22 protein-coding genes (1 of these 22 cut by a window edge) are annotated in these 25,842 nt (G+C 49.2%); 18 read left to right on the top strand and 4 right to left on the bottom strand.

Going from position 1 to position 25,842, the window contains the following annotated elements; all coding sequences use genetic code 11:
* Window positions 1-135 precede the first annotated feature (135 nt).
* From DESAL_RS15515 to DESAL_RS15480, 8 genes are all read left to right on the top strand, one after another.
* The gene (locus DESAL_RS15515; protein WP_015852928.1) at window positions 136-1,551 is read left to right on the top strand and encodes an anthranilate synthase component I family protein; all 1,416 of its coding nucleotides are present in this window, start codon (window positions 136-138) and stop codon (window positions 1,549-1,551) included.
* Window positions 1,532-2,104 carry an anthranilate synthase component II gene (locus tag DESAL_RS15510; RefSeq protein WP_015852927.1) on the top strand — a complete coding sequence of 191 codons (573 nt, stop codon included), beginning with the start codon at window positions 1,532-1,534 and terminating at the stop codon, window positions 2,102-2,104. The genes DESAL_RS15515 and DESAL_RS15510 overlap by 20 nt, the downstream gene beginning before the upstream one ends.
* Before the next feature lie 30 nt (window positions 2,105-2,134).
* A complete protein-coding gene (gene trpD / locus DESAL_RS15505; RefSeq protein WP_015852926.1) occupies window positions 2,135-3,124 on the top strand; it encodes an anthranilate phosphoribosyltransferase in 990 nt (329 codons plus the stop codon).
* Window positions 3,125-3,127: 3 nt separating this feature from the next.
* Window positions 3,128-3,907: an indole-3-glycerol-phosphate synthase gene (locus tag DESAL_RS15500; RefSeq protein ID WP_015852925.1), complete on the top strand. Its 780-nt coding sequence runs from the start codon at window positions 3,128-3,130 to the stop codon at window positions 3,905-3,907.
* Complete coding sequence (locus DESAL_RS15495) at window positions 3,904-4,521, top strand: phosphoribosylanthranilate isomerase (protein ID WP_015852924.1); 618 nt, start codon at window positions 3,904-3,906, stop codon at window positions 4,519-4,521. Before DESAL_RS15500 ends, DESAL_RS15495 begins: the two co-directional genes overlap by 4 nt.
* Window positions 4,522-4,688: 167 nt before the next feature.
* Window positions 4,689-5,867, top strand: coding sequence for a tryptophan synthase subunit beta (trpB, locus tag DESAL_RS15490; RefSeq protein ID WP_015852923.1), 1,179 nt, complete (start codon window positions 4,689-4,691; stop codon window positions 5,865-5,867).
* A gap of 13 nt (window positions 5,868-5,880) precedes the next feature.
* The gene (gene trpA, locus DESAL_RS15485) at window positions 5,881-6,648 is read left to right on the top strand and encodes a tryptophan synthase subunit alpha (protein ID WP_015852922.1); all 768 of its coding nucleotides are present in this window, start codon (window positions 5,881-5,883) and stop codon (window positions 6,646-6,648) included.
* Between the two features lie 56 nt (window positions 6,649-6,704).
* The gene (locus DESAL_RS15480; protein ID WP_015852921.1) at window positions 6,705-7,325 is read left to right on the top strand and encodes a class I SAM-dependent methyltransferase; all 621 of its coding nucleotides are present in this window, start codon (window positions 6,705-6,707) and stop codon (window positions 7,323-7,325) included.
* Window positions 7,326-7,333: 8 nt separating this feature from the next.
* On the opposite strand, the gene DESAL_RS15475 is transcribed toward DESAL_RS15480, so the two are convergent.
* The 3 genes from DESAL_RS15475 to DESAL_RS15465 are packed head-to-tail and all read right to left on the bottom strand — an operon-like array spanning window position 7,334 to window position 9,869.
* A complete protein-coding gene (locus DESAL_RS15475) occupies window positions 7,334-7,759 on the bottom strand; it encodes a GNAT family N-acetyltransferase (RefSeq protein ID WP_015852920.1) in 426 nt (141 codons plus the stop codon).
* A 29-nt stretch (window positions 7,760-7,788) separates the two neighbouring features.
* Window positions 7,789-9,174, bottom strand: coding sequence for a HAMP domain-containing sensor histidine kinase (locus DESAL_RS15470; protein ID WP_245543751.1), 1,386 nt, complete (start codon window positions 9,172-9,174; stop codon window positions 7,789-7,791).
* Window positions 9,171-9,869, bottom strand: coding sequence for a response regulator (locus tag DESAL_RS15465; protein WP_015852918.1), 699 nt, complete (start codon window positions 9,867-9,869; stop codon window positions 9,171-9,173). Before DESAL_RS15465 ends, DESAL_RS15470 begins: the two co-directional genes overlap by 4 nt.
* 146 nt (window positions 9,870-10,015) lie before the next feature.
* Here DESAL_RS15465 and DESAL_RS15460 point away from each other — a divergent pair, with 146 nt between their 5' ends.
* From DESAL_RS15460 to DESAL_RS15450, 3 genes are read left to right on the top strand one after another with little or no spacing between them, the layout of a single operon-like run.
* The gene (locus tag DESAL_RS15460; RefSeq protein ID WP_015852917.1) at window positions 10,016-11,512 is read left to right on the top strand and encodes an efflux transporter outer membrane subunit; all 1,497 of its coding nucleotides are present in this window, start codon (window positions 10,016-10,018) and stop codon (window positions 11,510-11,512) included.
* A gap of 2 nt (window positions 11,513-11,514) precedes the next feature.
* Window positions 11,515-12,738, top strand: a complete 1,224-nt coding sequence (locus tag DESAL_RS15455) for an efflux RND transporter periplasmic adaptor subunit (RefSeq protein ID WP_015852916.1) — start codon at window positions 11,515-11,517, stop codon at window positions 12,736-12,738.
* Complete coding sequence (locus DESAL_RS15450) at window positions 12,731-15,931, top strand: efflux RND transporter permease subunit (protein ID WP_015852915.1); 3,201 nt, start codon at window positions 12,731-12,733, stop codon at window positions 15,929-15,931. Before DESAL_RS15455 ends, DESAL_RS15450 begins: the two co-directional genes overlap by 8 nt.
* Before the next feature lie 77 nt (window positions 15,932-16,008).
* On the opposite strand, the gene DESAL_RS15445 is transcribed toward DESAL_RS15450, so the two are convergent.
* A complete protein-coding gene (locus DESAL_RS15445) occupies window positions 16,009-17,001 on the bottom strand; it encodes an HD-GYP domain-containing protein (RefSeq protein WP_015852914.1) in 993 nt (330 codons plus the stop codon).
* Window positions 17,002-17,425: 424 nt separating this feature from the next.
* On the opposite strand from DESAL_RS15445, the gene DESAL_RS15440 reads away from it, so the two are divergent.
* The 7 genes from DESAL_RS15440 to DESAL_RS15410 all read left to right on the top strand — a co-directional run.
* Window positions 17,426-19,552 (top strand): acetate--CoA ligase family protein, encoded by a 2,127-nt coding sequence (locus tag DESAL_RS15440; protein ID WP_015852913.1) that lies wholly within the window; start codon window positions 17,426-17,428, stop codon window positions 19,550-19,552.
* Between the two features lie 10 nt (window positions 19,553-19,562).
* Complete coding sequence (locus tag DESAL_RS15435) at window positions 19,563-20,627, top strand: phosphotransacetylase family protein (RefSeq protein WP_015852912.1); 1,065 nt, start codon at window positions 19,563-19,565, stop codon at window positions 20,625-20,627.
* Window positions 20,628-21,046: 419 nt separating this feature from the next.
* On the top strand, window positions 21,047-22,300 hold the full coding sequence (gene tmcD / locus DESAL_RS15430) for an electron transfer complex subunit TmcD (protein ID WP_015852911.1): 1,254 nt from the start codon (window positions 21,047-21,049) through the stop codon (window positions 22,298-22,300).
* 19 nt (window positions 22,301-22,319) lie between these two features.
* The gene (gene tmcC / locus DESAL_RS15425; RefSeq protein ID WP_015852910.1) at window positions 22,320-22,979 is read left to right on the top strand and encodes a TmcC family electron transfer complex membrane anchor subunit; all 660 of its coding nucleotides are present in this window, start codon (window positions 22,320-22,322) and stop codon (window positions 22,977-22,979) included.
* A gap of 26 nt (window positions 22,980-23,005) precedes the next feature.
* Complete coding sequence (tmcB, locus tag DESAL_RS15420; RefSeq protein WP_015852909.1) at window positions 23,006-24,316, top strand: electron transfer complex ferredoxin TmcB; 1,311 nt, start codon at window positions 23,006-23,008, stop codon at window positions 24,314-24,316.
* A gap of 13 nt (window positions 24,317-24,329) precedes the next feature.
* On the top strand, window positions 24,330-24,734 hold the full coding sequence (tmcA, locus tag DESAL_RS15415) for an acidic tetraheme cytochrome c3 TmcA (protein WP_015852908.1): 405 nt from the start codon (window positions 24,330-24,332) through the stop codon (window positions 24,732-24,734).
* Between the two features lie 152 nt (window positions 24,735-24,886).
* A protein-coding gene (locus DESAL_RS15410; protein ID WP_015852907.1) for an amidohydrolase family protein crosses the window boundary here: on the top strand, window positions 24,887-25,842 show its 5' portion. The gene runs 511 nt beyond the window's last position; 956 of the gene's 1,467 nt are visible here — the first part of the coding sequence; it begins with the start codon at window positions 24,887-24,889; its stop codon lies off the right edge, out of view.

Below are 25,842 nucleotides of genomic sequence, written 5' to 3'. Positions count from 1 at the left end.
TGCGGCGTTGCTGCAAAAAGTTTAAATCCTCATGTATTTAGATACGCTTCGGCCTTAAACTTTTATTGCGCCTTGCATCTGGCACTTTTTGAACAACTTATTAATAAAAACTAACCGGATACGGAGAAACTCAAGATGAAGATTGAACTAACTCAGTATGGCAAATGGTTGCCGGCTGATACGCAGACTCCGATCAGTCTGTATCTAGGCTTGGTCGGTGATGCGCCGGGAATTCTATTGGAAAGTGCCGAGGTTGACGGACGACTTGGACGTTACAGCCTTATAGCTTGGGATTTCAGACTCAAGCTTTCACCTGTGCGCGGTAAGCTTTCCGTGGAATGCGCTGATTCAAGGCTTGCGGGATTGGCAACTTATTCGGGCATGGAGTTTCTGGAGGGCATGCGTGCTGTCATGAAGGCCCTGCACCTGAAAGCCCAGCCGGAAGTCGGTGAACTTCCTGCTCTGACTCGCGGCCTATACGGAACACTCGGTTACGGAATTGCCGGAATGCTGGAGCCGAAGCTCAAAGAGAAGTTGCCTGCTGATGATGCTGAGGTTCGTTTGGCTCTGCCCGGACGGGTAGTTCTTTTCGATCACCTCAAGCACAGCTGCTGCTTTCTTTCACTTGATAAGGATGACGCTCCTGAATTTACACCGCCTGTTTTCGGTGCCGAGTGCGAACCGACCAAGGTTGGTGATCCGGTGGCTGTTCCGGGTAAGGAAAAATATATGGAAGGGGTCAAGAAAGTTAAGGATCTCATTGCCGAGGGCGAATGCATTCAGGTGGTTCTTTCTACCCGTTTTTCTGCTCCTTTCAGCGGTGACTCCTTTGATCTTTATCGCCGCCTGCGTCAGGCCAATCCCTCGCCGTTCATGTTCTATATGAAGTTCAGCCGTGAGGAAATCCTGCTCGGTTCTTCCCCCGAATTGATGGCCCGTTGCGATAAAGGCAGGCTGGAAGTTCGTCCTATCGCCGGGACCCGTCCGCGCGGCAAGGATGCTGCCGGGGACCGCAAGTATGCCGAAGAGCTGCTCGCTGATCCCAAGGAAATCGCTGAACATGTCATGCTGGTTGACCTTGGCCGCAATGACCTTGGACGTATCGCCAAGCCCGGTACCGTGAGTGTCGAAAAATTCAAGCAGATCGAATACTTCAGCCACGTAATGCACATCACTTCTTATGTGGAAGCCGATCTGCGTGATGATCACGATGCCATCGACGTGCTGCAAGCGACCTTTCCGGCGGGAACACTTTCCGGTGCCCCTAAAATCAGGGCCATGGAAATCATTTCCGAAATCGAGGAAGTTCCGCGCGGTCCTTACGGAGGCTGCATCGGTTTTATCGGTCTGGATAAGGATTCCGTGAACCTCGATACCGGTATTACCATTCGTTCCATGTGGATTCGTGATGGCAAGTGCCATTGGCAGGCCGGGGCTGGAATCGTTTATGATTCCGATCCTGAAATGGAATGGAAGGAATGCAACAACAAGGCAAGGGTGCTTAAGGAAATTCTGCAATCGGAGGGCGGTGATGTTTTTACTCGTAGATAATTTTGATTCATTTACCTTCAATCTGGTGCAGGCATTTCAGCAGCTTGGGGCTGATCCTCTGGTGCTGCGCAATGACCGTGAGGAAATCCTTGAGCTTGCAGAGTCCGGCAAACTGGAACGGGTCTGCCTTTCTCCCGGCCCCAGTAATCCGGAAAACGCAGGGTTGTCCTTGGAATTCCTTTCTCGTCTGCCCAAGGAAATTCCGGTACTCGGCGTCTGCCTAGGTCACCAGACTTTAGGTCATTTTGCGGGGGCATCCGTAGTCCGCGCCGGACGGATCATGCACGGCAAGACTTCCGATGTTCACCACAAGAATGAAGGCATTTTCACTGGTCTGGATAATCCGTTTAATGTCTGCCGCTACCATTCTCTAGTGGTCAATGTGGATGAAGCACCGGATATGCTGGAGCTGACCGCATGGACTGATCAGGATGAAGTAATGGGCCTTCGCTATAAGGACCGCCCGTGGACAGGGTTGCAGTTCCATCCAGAATCAATTTTGACACCGGATGGACCGAAACTGCTGAAGAACTTCTTGGACGGAAATATCTAGCTCTATCATTATATATAGAAGGAAATAAAAATGTCACAGATTATAAGCGAATCCCTGACCGCTCTTTCTTCCGGTCAGGACCTGACCACAGAACAGGCTGATGCTGTTTTTGAGGAACTCTTTTCCGGTGAAATGACCAATGCTCAAGCGGGTGCGCTGCTCATGGGGCTGAGAACCAAGGGCGAAAAAGCTGTTGAAGTTGCTGCCGGTGTGCGTGCGGCCCTGCGTGAGGCCAAGCTGATCAAAGGCATCAACAGTCCGTGCATTGATACTTGCGGTACAGGAGGTGACGGCACCAACAGTTTCAACTGCTCTACTGCGGTTGCGATTTACCTTGCAGATATGGGCTATCTGGTTACCAAGCACGGCAATAGGGCGGTTTCATCTTCCTGCGGTTCTGCTGATGTGTTGGAAGATTTGGGAGTTTCACTGGGAACTACAGTGAATGAGGCGCGCGATGTGCTGCTGCGGGATAAATTTGTGTTCATGTTTGCCCCGAATTACCACCCGGCCTTCGGAAAAATCGCTCCCATTCGAAAAGAACTGGGAATCCCGACCTTGTTTAACCTTATGGGCCCCCTGTTAAACCCCGCACGTCCCACTCACCAGATTCTGGGCGTTGGCAGACCGGAAATTCTGCGTCTTATGGCTGAAGTGCTGGTGCTGACCAATGTGGAAAAGGCGTATGTTATTCATGGCGCGGGTAACTTTGATGAATTGACTCCGTTCGGTGTGAACGATGCGATTCTTGTGGAGAACGGTGAGCTTACCGAAGTTAAGATTGATCCGGCTGATTACGGTTTTGCAGCAGCCAAGCCTGAAGATGTTGCTGTTAAGGATCGTCCTGAAGCTTTGGCAACAATTCGTAAGGTTCTGGCGGGTACCGCACCGCAGGCCATGCTTGATATGGTGGCATTGAACCTTGGGGCGGCAATTTCCATTCTTGATGGTGTGTCTTTGGAAGAGGGCATGGAAAAAGCCAAGGCTAAAGTCGCTAAGGGCGTGGATAAGGAATACTAGGTCATGCTCGATAAATTCAGAAAAGCAAAACAGGCCGAGCTGGATATGCTGGCGAAGATGCAGTCCGAAGGAAGAAAGTTTACTCCATATGCGGGGGAACGTGCTTCTTTTGCCGATGCTATCCGCCGTGATGAATCCGGGCTGAAGGTCATTGCCGAATATAAGCGTGCTTCTCCGTCCAAGGGGGATATCAACCTTGGTCTGAGCGCAGCGGATGTTGCCAAGATGTATGCTGCCGGAGGTGCTTCGGCTATCTCTGTGCTTACCGAAGAGGAGTATTTCAAGGGTAATCTTAGTTACCTCGATGAAATTAAACCTAGCGGATTGCCGATGCTGCGCAAGGATTTCCTTACCGATCTGATGCAGATTGAGCAGACTTTGGCTACTCCGGCTTCGGCTCTTTTGGTCATCGTGCGTATGTTTGAGGATGACGGTTATCTTAAGGAAATGATCGAGCAAACTCATGCCGCGGGGCTTGATGCTGTGGTTGAGGCTTTTGATGATGTTGATCTCAAGCGGGCCAAGCAGGCCGGAGCGCGGATTATCCAGATCAATAACCGCGACCTTGATACCCTTGGTATCGACATGAATCGTTCCATTGAATTCATCAAGCTCAAGGAAGAGGGTGAAATCTGGATCTGCGCCAGCGGAATCAGTGAACCTGAAGATTGCGCACAGATGAATGAGTTGGGCTACGATACCGTGCTCATCGGCACCTCAATTATGTCCAGCCCGGACCCGCAGGCCAAGCTTGCCGCGTTGGTTGCCGGAGGCAGGTTATGAGCCTGTTAGTCAAAGTTTGCGGAATGACTTCCAAAGAAGACGCGACTATGTGTGAACAATTGGGCGTGGATTTTTTAGGATTCATTTTTCATCCTTCCAGCCCGCGTAACGTTGATGCCGCTTTTGCCCGTTCCGTTAAAACTGACGGAGCCAAAAAGGTAGGTGTCTTTGTTAAGCAGAGTGCAACGGAAGTGATCGAAACTTTGAAAAACGGTCAGCTCGATTTTGCGCAATTGCACGGAGGACAGAATGAGGAATTTTGTAAAGCCGTGGGCAAAGAACGGGTGATCAAAGTTCTCTGGCCTCAGAAGTACGATTCAGTAAAAGAGTTTCAAGCGGATATTGACCGTTTTGTTCCTCATTGCACTTACTTGCTTTTCGATGCCGGAAAATCCGGCGGCGGGCATGGCATTGCAATGGAATTTGAAGTGTTCAAAGATGTAACCATTCCGGTTCCATGGTTGCTGGCAGGAGGTCTTTCAGCAGAAAATCTGAGAGAAGCGTTGGATACAGCACAACCAAACGGAGTTGATCTTAATTCCGGAGTGGAATCCGAACCGGGCAAAAAAGAAAGAAATAAACTGGCTGCGGCTTTTGCAGCTATTGGTCAATAGAAATATAAAAGCAACCTTCGGCCGTTTCAGCCCAATGACAGTTTGTCCATTTAAAACGGCGAAGCCTTATTAAAAGTTTTTGGGATTCTTAAACCCTTTTTACAAAAAGGGTTTAAGGCCCCCGGCAGGGCCGCCGGAGGCAATCTCATATAAAAAAGGATAGGATCATGAAACGAGGATATTTTGGAGATTACGGCGGACAGTTTGTACCTGAACTGCTCATGCCGCCGCTGCTCGAGCTTGAAGAGGCCATGGAAAAGATCATGAAATCTGACGAATTCCAGCAGGAATTCACCCGCCTTCTTAAAGATTTTGTCGGTCGTCCCACCGCACTGACCCATTGCGCGAATATTTCCCGCGAACTGGGATTCAACCTCTGGCTCAAGCGTGAAGACCTTGCTCATACCGGAGCACATAAGGTTAACAACACCGTTGGGCAGGCTCTTTTAACCAAGATGATGGGCAAGCCCATGCTTCTGGCTGAAACAGGAGCCGGACAGCACGGTGTTGCAACCGCAACCGCAGCCGCACTTCTTGATCTTGACTGCGAAATTTACATGGGCGCTCTGGATGTGAAACGTCAGTCTCATAACGTGCGCCGTATGGAACTTCTGGGCGCGAAATGTGTGCCTGTGGAATCCGGCACCCAGACCCTGAAGGACGCTATCAACGCCGCGCTGCGTAAATGGATCGCTGATCAACAGACCACCCATTACTGCTTCGGTACTGCCGCCGGCCCGCATCCCTTCCCGCTGCTGGTTCGTGAATTTCAGGCAATTATCGGGCGTGAAGCCAAGGCCCAGTTCAAGGAAAAAACAGGTGAACTGCCTTACATGGTTGTAGCCTGCGTGGGCGGCGGTTCCAATGCCATCGGCATGTTCCACGAATTTGTGCAAGAAAAATCAGTTAAAATAGTAGGTGTTGAGGCTGCGGGTACCGGAGAACCGGGCTGCACCAACTCCGCACCCATCAACCTCGGAACTCCCGGAGTTCTGCATGGCATGAACACCTTGTTGCTCCAGACCGAGGAAGGGCAGATCCTGCCTTCACATTCCATTGCTCCCGGTCTTGATTACCCCGGTGTAGGTCCTGAACACGTGCATCTGCATGCAACCGGTCGTGCTCAGTACGGCACAGTCAATGACCATCAAGCCCTGAATGCATTCCAGATGCTTTGTCGCAAGGAAGGTATCCTGCCAGCGCTGGAAAGTTCCCATGCTGTTGCGTGGGTCTTGGAAAACAGGGATTCCATTCCCAAAGATGCTAACGTCATAGTCAACCTGTCCGGTCGCGGCGACAAGGACATGGGTATTCTTGAAGATTACCTCGCTGAGCATGGAGTATAGGGGAGCAATAAAAATGAGTATTACCAAACTTGCAGATAAAATTAATGAGGCTAAAGCAGAAGGCCGCCTCGGTCTGATTCCGTTCCTGCCCGGTGGATATCCCAACCGTGATCAGTTCTGGAAAGAAATTCTCGAGCTTGATGAGCACGGTGCGGATGTAATCGAAATCGGTATGCCTTTTTCCGATCCCGTGGCAGATGGTCCGGTGGTTGAGGCAGCTTCCCTGAAATGCCTTGAGGACGGCATCAACCTGAAGTGGATTCTGGCTGGACTTTCCGAACATCGCGCCAAGATCAGTGCCGGAGTGCTGCTCATGGGGTACTATAACCCGGTGCTGCAATATGGACTGGAGGAATTTGCCAAGGATGCCAGTGCAGCCGGGGTAAACGGTCTGATCATTGCCGACCTGCCTTATGAGGAAGGTGTGGAGTTCCGCGATTTACTTGCAAAGTATGACATCGCGCTGATTCCGCTGGTCGGCCTGAATACCGAGGCGGATCGCATGGCTCTCTATTCCAAGGGCGGTAACGGCTTCTGCTATTATGTTTCCGTTCTGGGAACTACCGGAGGCACCGCTACGTTGCCTGAAGAAATCAAGCAGGGCCTCGCCAAGGCGCAGGAGGTCTTTGATATTCCGGTGGCTCTCGGTTTCGGACTGAAAGAACCTTCCCAGCTCAAGGAGCTTGAAGGACTTGTCGATGCTGCTGTATTCGGTTCCGCGCTGATCAAGCACATTGATTCTGGGAAAAGCAGTGCAGAGTTTATGAAGGTCTGGAAATAAGATATAAAGAATCCCGGTAGACTTAATCTACCGGGATTCTTTTATGGAGAACATTTATGTCACAAGATGAATTTACTCGTAAGGCAAAGGAATGGGACAGCAATCCTGAACGCAAACGCATTGCGGACGAATTTGCTGCTGCGGTAGAGAAGGCAATTGATTTCAAGGCTGAAAGTGAAGTTCTCGATTTCGGATGCGGGACCGGACTGGTTGGTTTGCGGTTCGGCAAAAGAGTTAAGACTCTCTATGCGCTTGATACCTCTGCTGCAATGCTGGATATGCTTAATGCGAAAACTCAAAATGAAGATTTTGGCAATGTCCGGGTGATTCCTGTTGCTCTGCATGAAGCAGGACTCAGGGATAATTCGCTTGATGCAATATTCACTTCTATGGCTATGCACCATGTTGAGGACCTGCCGGAAGTGCTGGGGCTGATGGCTAAGCTGTTAAAGAAGGGCGGTAAGCTGGTAATAGGGGAACTCCTGCCAGAAGACGGCAGTTTCCACGGCGATAATGTTGTGCCTTACAATGGTTTTGAGCCGGATGAACTGGCAGCAATGGTCACAAATGCCGGGTTCTCTGCCGTGCAGCACCATAAACATGGCATCTATAACAAGCCGGATAAGGAAGGCGTTGTTCACCAGTACGGGACTTTTGTGCTGGTGGGGCAGAAGTAGAGGGGGCTTTACCCCTCCAAATACCCTCGCTCAATCATTCCGGCCTCATCTTTGAAGCAACCCATAGCGGTGAGCATGGGGGTGAATCCGAATTTTTTGTAAAAACCTTCTTTGCCCGGAACTGCATATAGGATGACATTGACTGCCCCCAGCTTTTCCATCATGGCGGTCATCATTTTTTTGCCGAGTCCGTGGGATTGGTATTCCGGCAGGATGCACAGGTCGTATATTGCGGCCTGAAATTCTCCATCGCTGATGGCGCGGGCAAAGCCTATGAATTCATTGCCGTCCTTGGCAAAGCAGACCAGCTCGCTGTTTGCTGCTGCTCGTGACAGTTTCTCTGGTTCGCGGGTGCCGAGAGGGGCTTTTTCAAATATTTCTGCCACCTTTATCCAATCAATGTTTTTCAGTTCGAAGCTCAAGGTGATGTTCATTGTGTTTTGCTCTTTAATTATCGTTTTGCTTAGCTTTCCTTTATAGGAATATTGATCACAATTCTGAATCCGTCTTCACTATTCTCAGCTTTAATTTCTCCATTATGGATGCGTAATATCCTCCGTGTCGCGGCAAGGCCCAGACCAGATCCGGGAATTTCCTGCCCCTTAAGGCGGTGGAAAGGATTGAATATTTCTTCCAGATCTTCTTCCGGGAGTGGTGCGTGGGTATTGGTTACTGAAATTCGCACCCCTGTATCATCTCCGGATAAATGTACTCCTACTTTTCCTCGGGAATCAGTGTATTTGAAGGCGTTACCGAGAATATTATCCATTACGATACCGATGCCGTTTCGGTTGCAATTGGAAAGTTTAACTTCAGCAAGTTCTGCTTGCACATTTAAATTGCTGCGTTCAGCAATGCACTGATATTGTTCAAGAAGATCGGATATAAGTTCCTTCAGGTTGACTGTCTCAGTCATGGCCGGAGTTTCGTGCATTTCCAGCTTGGAAAATTCAATTATCTTACCGATGAGTTCGTCCATGTGGGTAATTTCCGACTGCATGCCGTCTACGAATGTATCGCAACCGGAAGTGTTTCCTGTTTCAATACGTTCTTTGAGCATTTCCAAAGAAATGCGCATCCGGGCCAGCGGACTGCGCAGTTCGTGGGATACGTTGGCAGTCAGCTCCCGGCTGGACTTAACCATTTTGTCCAGTCCCTCGGCCATGTGGTTGAAGGCTTTGCCAAGCTCGGCAATTTCGTCTTTACCTTTGATTTCTACTCTTTGCTTCAGGTCTCCTCGGCCCATTTTAGCTGCTGAAGATGTAAGTTCTTTCAAAGGACGAATCACGCGTCTTGCTACCGGGATAAGGAAAATGGCAGCGATAATAGTCAAAATTATCTGCGCCCGTATGAACCAGCTTTCCTCATCGAATTTGGGAATGGAGTGGTAAAGGTGGTAAGTGAAGGGATAACCCATGGGTAGTTTACCAGTGTAGATTCCGTATACGCTTTTAATCCCTTCATTACGCTTTTTATATACGTATACGCCGTCCGCTGATTTTGCGGCATCACCGGTTGTATAATCGCTCATGTCCGGAATTGTCGCGGTGGATGAAGCTACTATTTCTCCATAGGGACCGGTGATCCAGATATCTGCTTTCAGTGATTTACTTAATGTTTCAAGCAGGGGCGTGAGAATCTTTTTTTCATATTCAGGTGAAGTATGAATTCCTCCCAGCTCCATTTCAGCTAGATTTTTTACGGTGAACAGCTGCCGTTCCATGTGAAGGATACGGGGACTTTTATCCCATGACATATGCAGCAGACCGAATATGACCAGTTCGGAAACTACCAGCACCAGCATGAAGGAAAGAAATATTTTAAGGTAAGTACGGCTTATTTTCATCATTCGCTCACGAACATGTATCCGGTGCCCCAGACTGTTTTGATGCGCGATTCATGGTCCGGGTAGGGCTTGAAAAGAGCGCGCAGCTTACTGATATGCACGTCAATGCTACGGTCAAAGGCGTTGAAATCCTTGCCCCAGACAGAGGTCATAAGGTCATCTCTGGTCATGGGTCGGCCCGGATTATCCATTAATGCCTTGAGCAGTTTGAATTCAGTGGAAGAGAGTTCAAGGGAATCTCCCTCAATTTCAAGTTTCTGGTGCGCCACATGAAGAACAACCCCGGCTACATTGATCTGTCCTGAATTTGGATTGTTGTTCTCCGGGCCTTTGGCCCTGCGTAGCACTGCCTTGATGCGGGCCAGCAGTTCTCGTGGATTGAACGGTTTGGAAATATAGTCGTCAGCACCAAGCTCAAGGCCGACAATGCGGTCGGTATCTTCACCCTTGGCGGTAAGCATTATTACCGGGACATTCGAGTGCGGACGCAGATCGCGAAGCACCTCAAGGCCATCCTTACCGGGCATCATGATATCGAGGATTACTATTGCAGGTGAAGAAGTCTTGACTTCTTCAATGATTCCCTCACCGGATGGAAGGGTGCTGACCTCATAACCGTAGCCTTCAAGGTACTGGGTCAGCAGTGCCCTGAGTTTGGCATCATCATCAACTATGAGTACGGGATATTGTTGTTCCATATTTTCAGGTTACCCGTGTCCACCCGTTGGTGGAAGGGGATGAGGGTGTATTTTTACATTTGTTTACAACTTTTAGCATCAAACTAATACTCTTATGGTCCTTTGCATGTATTAGAATGGAAAATGGAAAGCAATGGAGAAAATATATGTCCTCATTCAAGTTGAAATTAACCGCGATCTGTATGCTGGCCCTTTTCGGGCTTTCAGCGTGTTCGCCGTTCAGACCGGATCCTCGCCCCAATCTTACTTTGGGTGTCCCTCCGCAATACGAACTTTATTCCAGTGAACCGCGTGAACTGGGTAAATGGTGGGAGAGCTTTCATAACGAAGAGCTTAACCGTCTTGTGGAAGAAGGCATCAATGCCAACTTCGATGTACGGGTAGCGTGGGCAAAGCTTCGCCAACTGCGGGCTACAGCAGTTAAATCCAAGGCCGATCTTTATCCCAAGCTGGATGGCAAAGGCACTTACACCAATTCACGCTCCGGTAATGACGGCACCGAAGGTTCCAAGGGATCAACATCCACTGACTCCCATAAATTAGGTCTGGCCGCATCATATGAATTAGATCTTTGGGGCAAAATTGAAGCCGAGGCAGCTTCCGGTGAGCTTGATTATCTTTCCTCCCGCGAAGATGTGAATTCTGCGGCAATGACGGTTGCATCCGAGGTAGTTAAACGCTGGCTGGAAATCCAGTTGCAGCGCAAGAAAAAAGCAATCTACCAGAAACAGCTTGAAACCAACGAAACGTATCTTGAACTGATCGAACTCCGCTTCCGTAACTCCCTTTCCACAGCACTTGATGTATTTCAGCAGCGTGAAACCGTTGCCCGGACCAAGGCCCTGATCCCTCCGGTTGAATCTCAGGAACAGTTAAAGCTGCATGAGCTTGCCTATCTGCTGGGGCGTCCTGCCGGGGCTATTGATGTTGCTACTGCCGATTTTCCTGATCTGCCTAACCTTCCGGGGCTGGGAATTCCTCTTGATCTGCTCTCCATGCGCCCGGATGTGCGTGCGGCAGGTTTGGACCTGCAATCCGCAGACTGGTCCGTAAGTGCAGCAAGGGCCGATCGTTTGCCTTCCATGACTCTTTCTGCGGAGGCCATGCTTTCCAGTGCCCAGCTTGCAAACATATTTTCCGGCTGGCTGACCACTCTGACCTCATCCATAACCGGACCGATTTTTGACGGATATAAGCGCAAGGCTGAGGTTGAGCGCACACGGGCTGTAGTTGATGAGCGTATGCTTAATTATAAGGACACAGTCTTTACCGCATTCAAGGAAGTGCAGGATTCGCTGGTACAGGAAAAGTGGCAGCATGAATACATTTCAGCCCGTAAGAATCAGCTTGAAGCAGCAAAACTCAATCTCCAAGAAGCCGGTTCGCGCTATTTGCAGGGGCTGGAGGATTACCTGCCGGTACTTAGTGCCTTGGTCAGCGTTCATGACCTTGAAATTAACATTGCTCAGGATGAGGCTGATCTGCTCAGTTATCGCGTGGGTCTGTATCGTGCGCTGGGCGGGACTTGGACAAATGAACTTGAAGACGGGGCAGAGCTTAAACCTGAAGCTGATGACACAGCTGAAGTTGCTGCCGCTGATAAACCTGAAGAACAATCCGTTCCTGCGCAGGAGGGAATTTAGATATGGCTAAGAAAATTTTATACTACGTCAAACAGATTGGCCTTAAAGGAATTCTCCCTTTACTGATTGTGGTCGTGGCCGTGATCGGAGCCAAGGCTCTTCTCGCCACTAAACCCGTGGCTAAGAAAAAAGCCCCGGTGGTCTCCGCACCTCTGGTTAACGTCAGTGTTCTTGAAGTTAACGATTTCAAGGTTTCGACCCCGGTTATGGGAACTGTTGAAGCCGCTAGGGAAATCAATCTCGAACCGCAGGTCTCCGGTAAAGTTATATCTGTCAGTGATGCTTTTATTCCCGGTGGATATTTTGAGAAAGGTGCGGAAGTTCTGCGCATAGATCCTCTCGATTACGAACTGGCGGTCAAGCAGCAGGAAGCTGTAGTTACTGAGGCCGAATACAATCTTAAGCTTGAAAGCGGACAGCAGCGTGTAGCCGGACGTGAATGGAAACTGCTTAAGAAATCTTCCGGCGGAACCATGCAGGAAGCTGAGTTGGCTCTCCGTAAACCCCATCTGCAAAAGGCTCAGGCTGATCTGGCTTCTGCCAAAGCTAAGCTTAAGCAGGCTCGTATTGATCTTGCCCGTACCCGAGTAAAAGCTCCTTTCTCCTGTATGATTGTCAGCAAAAGTGCTGATCTTGGAGCGCATCTCAGCCTTAATGAAACCATTGCCTCTCTGGTGGGGACTGATGAATTCTGGGTAATTGTATCTGTTCCCGTGGATCGTCTGGGAAGCATTGATATCCCTTCGGCGGAAAACGGATTCAAGGGTTCAAAGGCCCGGGTTCGTATGGGCAGCGGCAAAAATGCCGTAGAGCGGGAAGGTGAGGTTCTTCGTCTTCTGCCTTCGCTCGAATCCAAGGGACGCATGGCCCGGATCATTGTTTCAGTGAAAGATCCTTTAAATTTGAAGGGCGGTGAAGTTCGTCCTCTGCTGTTGGGCAGCTACGTGAATGTACAGATTGATTCCGGCGTACTGGAAAAAGTAATTGCTATTCCGAGAGCTTCTTTTCGTGACAACAACACCATCTGGGTGATGAACGAAGACGGCCTTTTGGATATCAGAACAGTTGATCCGGTCTGGCGTGATCAGAATTACGTCTATCTCGATACTGGAGTGACCGGCGGTGAAAAGCTCGTTGTTACTGATATTTCCGCACCGCTCCAGAACATGAAGCTGCGTGAGAATGGTTCCGGTTCCATGAAAAAGAAGGTGAACAGCAATGGCTGAGCAAAATAAAAACAAAGGTCCTCTTGCATGGATGGCCGGGAATCCCGTGGCCTCTAACCTGCTGATGATTATTTTGCTGGTCGGTGGCTTGGTTATGGGCTTCAATATCAAGCAGGAGATTTTTCCCGAATTCACTATGGATACTGTTACCGTGCAGGTTTCTTATAGTGGAGCCAGCCCAGAAGAGGTGGAGCAAGGTATAGTTCTGGCTGTTGAAGAAGCCGTTATCGGCCTTGACGGGGTCAAGGAAGTTGCCAGTACCGCTGCGGAAGGCAGTGCTTCAATTGTTGCTGAAGCTATTGAAGGCTATGACCTGCAAAAGCTCAGTCAGGATATCAAAAGTGAAGTGGACCGGATAACCTCCTTCCCCGAAGAAGCTGAGGACCCGGTCATCAGCGTTGTTTCGCGTCAACGCGGTGTACTTTCGCTTATGGTTTACGGGGATACTGATGCTCTTTCCCTGCGTAAGGTTGCCGAACAGCTTCGTGAAGAACTGATCGGTGATCCGGGAATTACTCAGGTGGAGCTTGCTGAAGTCAGCGGGTTACAGATTACTATTGAAATTCCTCAGGAAAAGCTTCGGGCATACGGTTTGACCCTTTCTGATGTGGCGGATTCCCTTGCCAAGACGTCAGTGGAACTTCCCGGAGGCGGTATTAAGACCGAGGGCGGCGAAATCCTAGTCCGTTTCAAGGAACGCCGTGATTATGCCCGTGAATTTGCGCGGGTGCCCATTGTTACCGGAGATGACGGTACTCAGGTTTTGCTGGAAGATATTGCCGAGGTCAAAGAGGATTTTCAGAACGATGATATTATCACCACCTTTGACGGAAAGCCTGCGGTGCGTGTTGAGGTTTATCGCATAGGTGATCAGACCCCCATCGGTGTTTCTGATGCAGTGCATGCCCAGCTGGAAACATTCAATAGAAGCCTTCCTGACGGTGTGCACGTGGCTGTGCGTAACGACAGTTCTGATATTTATCGCCAGCGCATGGACCTGCTTCTGCGCAACGCTTACATGGGGCTTGGACTGGTCTTTATCTTTCTGGCTTTGTTTCTTGAACCGCGACTCGCTTTCTGGGTTTCCATGGGGATTCCCATTTCCTTTTTGGGCGGCATGCTCATTCTTTCCCCGGCAGGCGTGAGTATCAACATGGTTTCCATGTTCGCTTTCATCATATCACTTGGTATTGTTGTGGATGATGCCATTGTTGTAGGTGAAAATGTCTATACGATGCGGCAGCAGGGCATGAGTTGGATAGAAGCAGCCTGTGAAGGGGCCAAGCGTATTGCCATGCCGGTTACCTTCAGTGTTTTGACGAACATTGTCGCTTTCATGCCAATGTTTTTTGTACCCGGAGTGATGGGTAAGATATTCAAGGTCATTCCTATGGTTGTTTGCAGTGTCTTTTTCATCTCATTAGTGGAGTCCCTTTTTGTTCTCCCCGCCCACCTTGGGCATGGCAGTGAGCGTAAGCCGGGTAAGATTATGGGGTTTATTCTCCATTATCAGCAGAATATATCTCACGGTTTGCTTCGCTTCGTACATAAAGTTTACAGGCCGTTTTTGGATCGTGCGGTTACTCTGCGTTATCTTACCGTTGCTCTTGGTGCAGCATGTTTGATCATTTCATTCGCCTACATTAAAAGTGGCAGGTTGGGATTCACCATGTTCCCGAAGATTGAGTCCGATTATGCCTACCTCACAATTGACCTGCCCTACGGTACCGCCAAGGAAGTTACCCAGAAAGTATTGGATAAGGCAGTGCTTGCAGCGGAAAAGGTTGCTGAGGAAAATGGCGGGGAGCAATTGGTTGAAGGTGTTTATGCCAAGATCGGCGGCTCCGGCAGGCGCAAGACCAGCGGTAGTCATGTGCTCAAAGTGCAGGTCTTCCTGACTGATGCCGATACAAGGCCTATCGCAACTGATGAATTTGTACGTCAGTGGCGGAGAAATCTTGGCCCTATACCCGGAGCCGAGTCGGTCCTCTTTGAGTCTGACCGTGGAGGGCCCGGTTCAGGCAGTTCCCTTGAAATTGAGCTTAGCCATAGTGACATTGAAGTGCTTAAAAAGGCTTCATCGGACCTCGCTCAGGCGCTTAGCGTGTATCCCAAGGTTAAGGATATTGATTCCGGTTTTTCACCGGGTAAAAGGCAGCTCGACTTTGAACTTCTGCCCGCTGGACGCAGTCTGGGGCTTACCTCCCGCGATGTTGCCAACCAGATTCGCGCTTCCTATTACGGGGCCGAGGTCCTGCGCCAGCAGCGTGGTCGAAATGAAATCAAGGTTATGGTTCGTCTGCCTGAAAAGGAACGTGCTTCCAAATATGATTTTGAAGAATTGATGATCCGTACTCCCGACGGAACTGATGTTCCTTTGCGCGAGGTCGTGAAAATTAAGGACGGCAGGGCTTATACTTCTATTGACCGCCGTAATGGGCGCAGGGTCATTTCCGTAGAGGCTGATGTTAATCCGCGAAAGGAAACCTCTCAGATTCTGGCTGATGTTGTCGCCAATGTTATTCCACAATTGAAGGCTGATTATCCCGGATTGGGTTATTCTCTGGAGGGTAAACAGGCTGACATGCAGGAAAGTACTGAAAGCCTGATCTCCGGCCTGCTTATGGCCATGATGGTGATCTATGCTTTGCTGGCAATTCCTTTCCGCAGTTACTTTCAGCCGTTGATTGTTATGCTCTGTATTCCTTTCGGCATAGTCGGCGCAGTAATCGGTCATGCCTTGTTGGGGTACAGTCTTAGCCTGATGAGTCTGTTCGGTATCGTGGCTCTGAGTGGTGTTGTGGTCAACGATTCCTTGGTTTTCATTGACTACGTGAACATTCAACGGCGTAAAGGGCATTGTGCATATGATGCGGTGCTGGAGGCGGGGACTGCCCGTTTCAGGCCGATCTTGCTGACCACCCTGACCACTTTTGGCGGGTTGGCTCCCATGATTCTTGAAACATCGAGGCAGGCCAAGTTCCTGATTCCCATGGCTGTATCATTAGGATTCGGTATTCTTTTCGCCACCGGTATTACTCTACTGCTGGTTCCGGCATTTTACCTGATTTTTGAGGATATACGCCTGCTGCTGCGCAGGGTATTCCGTCTTTCAGATGAAAATTTGTACGCGGACGGGATAACTGAACACGTACCGGTCACCAAATGCGAGCACAAACCAGAAGATTACTGATAATAAAATCCCGTCCGGATGAAACTGGACGGGATTTTTTTTTGGAAAGTTTATGAATTGAGGATCTTTATCCGATCTTAATCGCGATAGGTCACTTTTTCCAGCGCGTAGATGATGTTCGGGTCGTATTGAGTCGATTCACTGTACAGAATTTTCAAGGCTGTTACTGTGGGCATGCTTTTCTTTCCGGGGCGTCCCATAGTCATTGCCACATATGAGTCCACTGCCCCGCATAGCTTTCCAAGCCATGACAGGTTTTCGTTGGTAACACCTCTGGGGTACCCGGAACCGTCCATTCTTTCGTGATGTTCCAGAATTGCGCGCAGGGAAGTCTTGCTCAGGTTGCTGGTCAAGCTCAGAACTTCCACTGATCCGATTGGGTGTTGGCGGATGCGTTTCTGTTCGTCCAGCGAAAGACAGAACTCTTTACCAAGTACGAATTCTGGCAGGCTGGACAGACCTATGTCACAGAGAAAAAGAGCGAAAAGCGCATCGATGAAAATTTGGACATCCGGTTTTACTTCGCGGGCATGCAGCAGGACTGCTGCTCCTATTACACCGTTGGAAAGGGCTTTGTTGACCAGTGAATGCTGAGGATCAAGCATGGGGATCATCAGCCAAAGCAAATCAGGTTTTTCGTGAAGCAGCTCTCCTACGCTGGTAAGTGTGGAGCGAAATTGTTTGAAGTGCAGTTTTATGGAATCAATGTAAATTTTTTCAGCACTCTTTTTCAGCCCTTCTAAAAGCAGGTTTGCCAGTTCATGCTCGGGAACGGAATGGGAAATATCGGAAATAACAGTAGGCAGATGGTGCATGAAAAATGGTTTGCACGTACCAATGTCCCGGAATTTAATAAAAATAAGACCCCGTTCGCAATCATCGGAAATGGATTGTTTGTCTGCGGAGACAATGGCTTTTCCGGGGATTGTAATGGGTGTAAATCTTCCATTGGATGGATTCATCCTATACAAACTGAAAGGAAGATTATTTTTGGGAAGTATTTTGAAGATGGCTTCGGTAATGGAACAAAAGCTTTCTTCAATTAACTTGGAGTCATTCATAGCATTCATAGCTGACCCACCTCAAAATGACAGCATTAATCACATCATTAACTTGATACATTTTTTTAAAACCCGACCTTCTGACACGTTTATCACTAAACGTGACAAAAGCGCAATATCTCAGCTTGTTAAGAACTTTATGCGTAAATTTAGTGAAGGTTGATAAAAAATATCATATAAATAGAATGCTTATAGTTGGAATACTTTGACCGATGGGTTTCTTTGCGGATAATTATAGGGACTACATATATTTTTCATTGCCGCATAGCTGCTTGCCATCATTGCCGTACTCGGACTATGTTTACCATTTGTGAGGCTGATAACAGGAAAAAACTGTTGGCAGCGTGTTTTCATGTTACATTTATTTTACATTTTAATTGCTTGAGAACTAATTGTTTTCCCTGACAAGTTTGGGGAGAAGTCGGGAGATAGTTTGGATAGTCTGTTCACTCCGTCATCAATCGCCGTTGTCGGCGCTTCATCTGTTTCCGGAAAAATCGGAAACACCATTCTGTCTAACCTGCAGAGTGCCGGGTATAGCGGTCAGCTTTATCCGGTAAACCCTCGAGGCGGCGATATTAACGGTATTTCCGCTTATAAAAAAATTTCTGATATCGGCACTCCTGTTGATTTAGCAGTTGTGGCTGTGCCTCGTGATCTGGTCCTTGGAATATTCAAGGAGTTACTTGAACTCGGAGTCAGTTCTGTTGTGGTAATCACTGCAGGATTCAAGGAAGTGGATCACGAAGGCTGGCTTCTTGAAGTTCAGCTTGCAAAGCTGGCTGAAGAGCATGGTGTCAATCTGCTTGGCCCCAACTGCCTTGGAGTTATCAACTCCAGAGGCGGGGTGAATGCATCTTTTGCCACCGGAAATCCGCTTCCCGGCAGTATGGGGTTTTTCTCGCAGTCCGGTGCGCTTTGCGTAGCTGTTCTTGATTGGGCTCTGGGGGAAAAGGTCGGTTTTTCCAAGTTTATCAGTCTCGGGAATAAAGCTGTTATCAATGAAGCTTCCATGATCGAATATCTCGGTAATGACCCTGAAACAAAGGTTATTCTTGGGTATGTAGAGAACATTGAAGACGGTCGCGAATTCATGGCGCAGGCGGCTAAAGTTTCCATGAAAAAGCCGATACTGATGATGAAGGCCGGTACTACTCCCGCAGGTGCGCGGGCCGCGTCTTCGCATACCGGTGCAATGGCAGGTTCGGATCAGGCTTGTGATGCAGCCTTTCGTCAGTCCGGTGTTATCCGTGTGGAAAAACTTGATGAACTTTTCAACCTTGCTAAGGCTTTTTCAGTTCAGGAATTGCCTTTAGGCCCGAACCTAGGCATTGTGACCAATGCTGGCGGGCCCGGTATTCTGGCTGCTGATGCCTGCGGTGAATCGGTCATGCGCATGCCCACTTTTTCTCCGGGCACTATCGGAGAATTGCAGCGCATGCTTCCGGGATACGCTTCTCTTTACAACCCTGTAGATCTTCTTGGCGATGCAGACGCTGAAAGTTATGGTCGGGCTGTGCGCATTGTGGGGCATGATCCTGCTGTAAACAGTCTGCTGGTGATAATCGCTCCCACTGTGAATCTTGATTTCACAGAGGTTGCCAAGGCTGTTGTTCAGGGAATGGGTGAAGTAAGTAAGCCTGTTTTCTGTTGTCTTATGGGACGCAAGAACAGTGCTGAGGCCCGTGAAATTTTTGCAGAAGCCGGAGTTCCGGTATATGACTTTCCCAAGCAGGCTGTCCGGGCAATGGACTGCATGCATAAATATGCTGTCTGGAAAGGGCGGCCCCCGCGTACATATTTCACCCCGGAACATGATGTGGATGCAGCCCGCGCGGTTGTAGACAATGCATTACGCTCCGGCCGTTCCGAACTGGTGGAATTTCAAGCCCGTGATATTGTTACCGCCTACGGATTGCCGACCCCTGAGTCAGATCTTGCTCGCTCCGGCGATGAAGCTGTGGCAATTGCCGAGCAGCTTGGCTATCCGGTGGTACTCAAGATCGCTTCCCCTGAAATCTCACACAAGTCCGATGTTGACGGTGTCCGTGTCGGCCTTAACTGCGCAGAGGAAGTCAGGGCTGCATTCTGGGATATAACTGCCCGGACCCAACGTTTGCGCCCGGATGTGTTCATTGCCGGTTGTCTTGTGCAGCAGATGGCTTCTCCCCAGTCCCGTGAGGTGATTGTGGGCTTTCGCCGCGACAAGCAATTCGGGCCTTTGCTCATGTTCGGACTGGGCGGTGTTTATGTTGAGATTTTGAAGGATATCTCGTTCCGTCTAGCTCCTCTCTCTGTAGAGGAAGCTGGAGAAATGGTCCGGGAAATCCGTTCCTATATGTTATTGAAAGGAGTCAAAGGGGGCGAGCCCGTTGACTTCGAGGCGATTACTGATGTTTTGATCAGGATGTCATGCCTTGCAGATGATTTTCCTGAAATTTACGAAGCAGAATTTAATCCTGTGCTTGTCAACTCGGACGAGGCTCTGGTTGCCGATGCCCGGATGACTGTTGTCGACATCTCCGCAGATGCGGGCAACCGGCCGGATGAGCGCGAATAAGGAGGCATAGATGGTAAGTATATATATAGGTTCCACTACCGGATATTCCGGCAAGAACCTTCTGGCCATGTCGCTGGGTCTTAAATTCCGCAACAGCGGATTTAATGTAGGTTACATGAAGCCTGTTGGGGCTGTTCCCCATATGGATGGTGATACCCCCGGCGATGCAGATGCGGCGTTTATCCAGCAGGTGCTCGGGCTGGAGCAGGACCCGGCAAAGGTTACTCCTGTTCTGGTTACCCGTGATTTTACCATCAAGGCTTTTTCTGAAGATATGGGCGATCTGATGCCTTCTATCGTGGAATCTTACGAAGAACTCAGCAGCGACAAGGATGTTATGATCCTTGGAGGCTCCGGCAGCTATCTCAGCTCCGGCACCTACTGCGGGGTAAGCGGACCTGATGTTTCCCGTGCCCTCGGCGCAAAGACCATTCTGGTGGACCGCTACAGCAGTGAGCTTCATTACGATTACGTGCTCCGTGTCCAGAAGGAATTGGGGGACGATTTCCTTGGAGTTGTTTTTAACGACGTTCCTGAACATTACATGGATGAACTGACCTCACTAATCGTTCCTTTTCTGGAAAAGAAAGGGGTGAAGGTGCTGGGCATCATTCCCCGTGACCCGCTCATGGGTGCCATCAAGGTAAGTGACCTTGCCGAAAGGCTTTTCGGGAAGATCATTTCTGCTCACACCAAGGCGGACCGTGTAGTTGAGAATTTCCTTATCGGTACCATGCAGGTTGAGAACTTTATCACCCATTTCAGGCGACATAAAAATTCTGCTGTTATTGTCGGTGGTGACAGGGCGGATGTTCAACTGGTAGCCCTTGAAGGTAACTGTCCATGTCTTATCCTGACCGGTAATCTCTATCCCAATGATATCATTCTGACACGTTCGGAAGTTCTTGAAATTCCTGTTATTGTTGTGCGTGACGACACTTATGCCGTAGCCAAGAAGATGGAAGCCATTCAAGAAAGCTACAAGCTTAGGGACATGATTAAGATCAATCATGGAGCAGGGCTGGTCAATTCCGAGTTAGATTATGACTACATATTTGATGAACTGGACCTATGATTACCTCTTGCTTTGGTAGGTAATATGTCCTACTGTTAAAGTAGACATAATCAAAACGTTGATTAAAAGTTTTCTCTTGATTTTAGCTTTTTTTGTAAAATAAATTCTTTTTTAAGTTATTTAAATAAAAGATTTTTTTGGACGAGCAGCATCCTCCTGATGAGGATGCTGCTCGTTTTATTTTGAAAAAAATTCATACCCAAACCCCTCAGATGCTATTGTCCTACTTTGTAAAATGTGCCAATTAACTTGCAGATATAAGGCTGGACGGGTCTCCGGCCTTAGGTGTGACGAGGTTTGTTTCGACCAAAGACGGGACTATTGTTGGTTAGAAAACTAGGGTGCGCTGCACCCTGAAAAACCGAGTTGATTCGGAATATTGGCGGATAGACCGGATCTTCGGAATGAGGAGGCGTGAGATGCCTGATGCGTCCACGTGGGATTGGAATCCCGGTAGGCGAGAGGTCCAGGACACTGGATCCTGGTCTGATAAATTTGAGTGGGTGGAAGAATTCCATGCCAGCCCCGATGGAGAGAAAGTCGGTGCTGTTGTTAATAAAGGCGAACTGGAATTCACTGCTTGCGTCAATGGTGAGATTTGGGAAGAAGCATACGACAGGATTTTCTATCCCAAATTTGCACCTGACGGAAGATTCACTGGTGTAGCCCAGCAGATGGGTGAGTGGACTCTGTCTGTTGACGGCAAGCATTGGCCGGAAAATTACGGCTACATCTGGAGAACCACCTTCGGCCCTGAAGGTACCATTATCTGCGCTGTGCAGCAGGATATGGAATACGGTATGGGCGTGGATGGAGTTCTCTGGGAAAACTTTTTTGAAAACGCTAACAACTTCACCGTAGGCAGAGATGGTAAATCCACTGCTGCAGTTGTTCAGGTTACTTCTATGGGACAGGCTGATATTGAGACCTTCCAGAAAGGTATCTACTCAGTTGCTGTGAACGGCACTGCCTGGGATAACGTTTTCATGAACTGTTACACTCCGGTGTTTGACGCCAAGTGTGAAAAAGTCGCCTGTCAGGTTAGAAAGACTCTCTATGATTACACCATCGCAGTAGATGGCAAGATCTGGCAGCGTGAATACCAATGTGTCTGGGCTCCCGCATTCAACCCCGCAACCGGTGCTCTCGTAGCTCCTGTGCGTCTGGGTGGTAAGTGGGGTATGGCTCAGGACGAAGAGCTTATCTGGAAAAATACCTTCGCCAACTGCTGGCACCAGCAGTTCAGCGCTGACGGTTCCAAGCTCTGGGCTATTGTTGCTCCTACCTTCGGCAGCTTTACCGTTGCTGTTGACGGACAGCCCTGGTCCATCACATCTCCTGTTGTTATCGATCTGGCTGTCAGCCCTGATGGTAACCGCGCAGCAGCACTCGGCAAGGACGGCTACGATTACACTGTATTGTGTGATGGCAAAGTCTGGCCCGGTGTTTATCAGATGGCTTGGAAACCTGTTTTCAGCCCCGATAGCAGCAAGGTTGCTGCCAAGGTTGAAAAGAATGGCCGCTACACCGTTGTTCTTGACGGCAAGCCCTATGCTCAGGATTTTGATCAGTGCTGGGAACCCATTTTCAGCCCTGACAGCTCCAAAGTCCTCATTCGTGCAATAGACGGCGGCAAATTTGTTCGCATCGTTGCCGAAGTAAGCGAATTCTAAAAAACCGGAGGAATTACACATGAACAGTGTTTATGCATTCGTGGTTGGCCCTCTGGCTTGGTTCGCCTGGGGCGTGTTTGTTCTCGGTTCCGCTTACAGATTGGTTTCCATGTACCAGCTCGCTAAGGCAAAAGACGGTTCGTCTTTGCATTACATGAGCTTCAAGTATGGTTTCCGCTCCATCATGGCATGGATGAATCCTACCGGAACCCTTGGTTGGCAGCGCAATCCCTGGACTGCGATGGTCACCTTTGTTTTTCACATCTGTCTTGTCATTGTTCCCATCTTCCTGCTGGGACATGTGGTTCTCTGGGACCAGTTCTTCGGCATCAGCTGGCCGACTCTCCCGGATACCGTCGCTGACATCATGTCTATTCTGGTTGTTGTCTGCTGCATTTACTTCGGTGCACGCCGTTTTCTGCAGAAAGACGTTGCCTACCTGACCACCGGTAAGGACTGGGTCGCACTTGCTGTGCCTGCACTCGTTTTCCTGACCGGTGTAATGGCCTACCATGAAATCGGCGATGCCAAGGTTATGCTCATTCTGCATATTCTTTGTGGTGAAATCATGCTCATCAGCATTCCCTTCACCCGTTTGAGTCACGCAGTGTTCGGCCTGTTCACCAGAGCTTACATGGGTTCCGAGTTCGGCGGTGTTCGTCGCTGCAAGGACTGGTAACCAATTCCCGCAAGGAGTACTGAAAAATGACATTCGACAGGAAAATCGAAGACGCTGGACTCGAGCGGGGTGTTTCCCGCCTGACTCCTGAACGTATCGAAAATACTCTCAAGCAGGTTATTGAAGGAGAAGCCGGCGCAAAACTTAAGCTTTATGCTGAGACTTGCATGCGCTGCGGTATGTGCTCCGAAGCCTGCCATTACTATATGTCCCATGAAGGTGACCCCAGCTATTCTCCCGCTGGTAAAGTTCACCAGACACTGGGTAAGATTCTGCGCAAGAACTACAAAGTTACTGCAGATGAAATCTACGAAATGGCACAGATTGCTTACACCGAGTGTAACCTCTGCCGCCGTTGCGTTCACTTCTGCCCGCTGGGAATCGATACCGGTTACATTATGAGCATGGTACGCCGCATGTGCCACAAGCTCGGCGTAACCCCCCAGTACATTCAGGATACCGCTCATTCTCATTCCGCTACCATGAACCAGATGTGGCTCAAAGATGATGAATGGCCGGATACCCTGCAGTGGCAGGAAGATGAAGCCCGTGATGAAATGCCCAATCTGCGTATTCCGCTGGATAAAGAAGGTGCGGAGATTTACTACTCCGTTATCGCACCGGAACCCAAGTTCCGTACCCAGCTCATCTATCAGGCTGCATACATCTTCAACGAAGCCGGAGTTGACTTCACCATGCCCACCGAACCGGGCTGGGATAACTCCGATATGTGCATGTTCACCGGTGACTTTGAAATGATGGGTCGTCTTAAAAAGCGCCATTTCGAATCCGCTCTCGACCTCAAGGTTAAGCGCATCGTAATGGGTGAGTGTGGTCACGCATTTCGCTCCATCTATGACCAGGGTAACCGCTGGGACGCATGGGAAATGTATCCTATTGAAGTTGTCCACTCCGTTGAGTTCTTCTGGGAGCTCTTCGAAGCAGGCAAAATCAAGCTGCGTGAGAAGTTCAAAGAACCCATCACTGTGCATGACCCCTGTAACATCATCCGTGGTCGCGGTCTGATGGAACAGTCCCGCAAGCTTGCACACGCACTGTGTGAAAACGTTGTTGAAATGACTCCGAACCTTGAGCACAACTACTGCTGTGCTGCTGGTGGTGGTGTTATCAACTGTGGTCCTCCGTTCAAGAACGTCCGTATGAAGGGTAACAAGATCAAGGCTGAGCAGCTTAAGGCTACCGGCGTGAACACCATTCTCGCTCCCTGCCATAACTGCCACGGTGGACTCGAAGACCTTAACCATTACTACGAACTGGGTATGGATATTAAGTTCTTCGGCGACCTGATCTATGAACTCATGGAAAAGCCGGAATAGGAGGAAGATTACAATGATTAAAAGAGTATTCTCTATTGCGGTCATTGCCGCCTGTGTCTTGCTCTACATGGTTCCCGCGTTCTGTCAGGAAGATATCACTTCCCTGCTGGACCCGGCTTTCCCGAAGCATCAGAGACCTGCTGCTGTGTTCGCACATGATGCACATAACGAAATGGCCGGTATTGAAGATTGTGCTGTCTGCCACCATGTCTGGGAAGATGGAAAGATCGTTGAAGACGAGTCTTCCGAAGACCAGAAGTGTTCTGACTGCCACGCTGTTAAAGCTGAAGCAGGTAAAACCGACCTGCGTAATGCTTACCATCAGCTTTGTTCAAACTGTCACGTTAAAGAAGATAAAGGTCCTATCTCCTGCGCTGGTTGTCACCCCAAAGGTGGCGCCGCTCCCGCAGCACATTAGGATTTATCCGCATATTAGTAAAAAGGCCGTCCCTTGGGGCGGCCTTTTTTTTGGGCTTTAAATTGATGCGCATTGTGTACTCAATCACTGGGGATGCATGCTAAAGAATGCCATTTACCTTGAAGAGTGGCTTATTGTATAAGATGTAGATTATGAAAAAATTATTCCTGATTTTACTCATTATGCTTTCAGCTTGTGTTCCCAAGACCCCTGAGAGGGCGATATTCCTCAAGCCGGTCGATCCCGTTGCTTTGCGTATGATTTTGGCTGAGATGCCGAAGGGGGCAGAGCTCCATTCCCACCTGTCAGGAATTCCTTACGCTGAAGACTATCTTCGATGGGCGGCGGACGATGGTGCATGCATAGTTGAATCCAGCGGACGTATTGTGAGCGGGCCATGTAAAAACGGGACTGTTGCGGCAAAGGACGCATATAAGCGTTCTGATGTTTGGGGTAGGGCGGTTAATTCACTGTCTGTAAGAGAAGGAGTACGCGACAACCGTATGTGGGGGCATGACCGTTTTTTCGCTACATTCAGTCGATTTGGAGCAGCCAAACGGGATAAAGGCAGGTTGCTGGCCCATGCAGTGCAGCAGGCTGAGCGAGATGGAGTCCAGTATATTGAGGTTATGATGTCTATTTATGGACCTCAATGGATCAGCCCTTGGGCTGCTGAAGTTGAATGGGATGGAAAGCCGGAAGAATGTTTTGCACGATTGAAGCAAGCAGGATTATTTAAAGATATGGATTCGGCTCGTAAGGAACTTGATCGAACGGAGAGTAGGCAGCATGAGCTGGTCGGCAGCGGTCCGGGAAGTGATGTGAAGGTCCGTTACATCAATCAGATTTTTAGGGGTGCAGAGCCTGCCGAAGTATTTGCACAGATGGCATGGTCTTTTGAACTTGTCCGCCGCGATTCGCGTGTTGTGGGACTTAATATGGTCGGCCCTGAGGATAATCCCGTTGCCATGCGTGATTACGTATTACATATGAATATGCTGGATTTCTTCCATTCAAAATACCCCGATGTACCGATCGCATTACATGCTGGAGAGTTGACTCCAACTCTGGCAACACCGAAAGGTATTTCAAATCACATTAAGCTTGC

It is taken from the genome of Maridesulfovibrio salexigens DSM 2638 (assembly GCF_000023445.1).
In the GTDB taxonomy this organism is placed as follows: Bacteria; Desulfobacterota; Desulfovibrionia; order Desulfovibrionales; family Desulfovibrionaceae; genus Maridesulfovibrio; species Maridesulfovibrio salexigens.
Note: the sequence above shows the minus strand (reverse complement) of the source record. Positions and strands in the feature narration are given on the sequence as shown.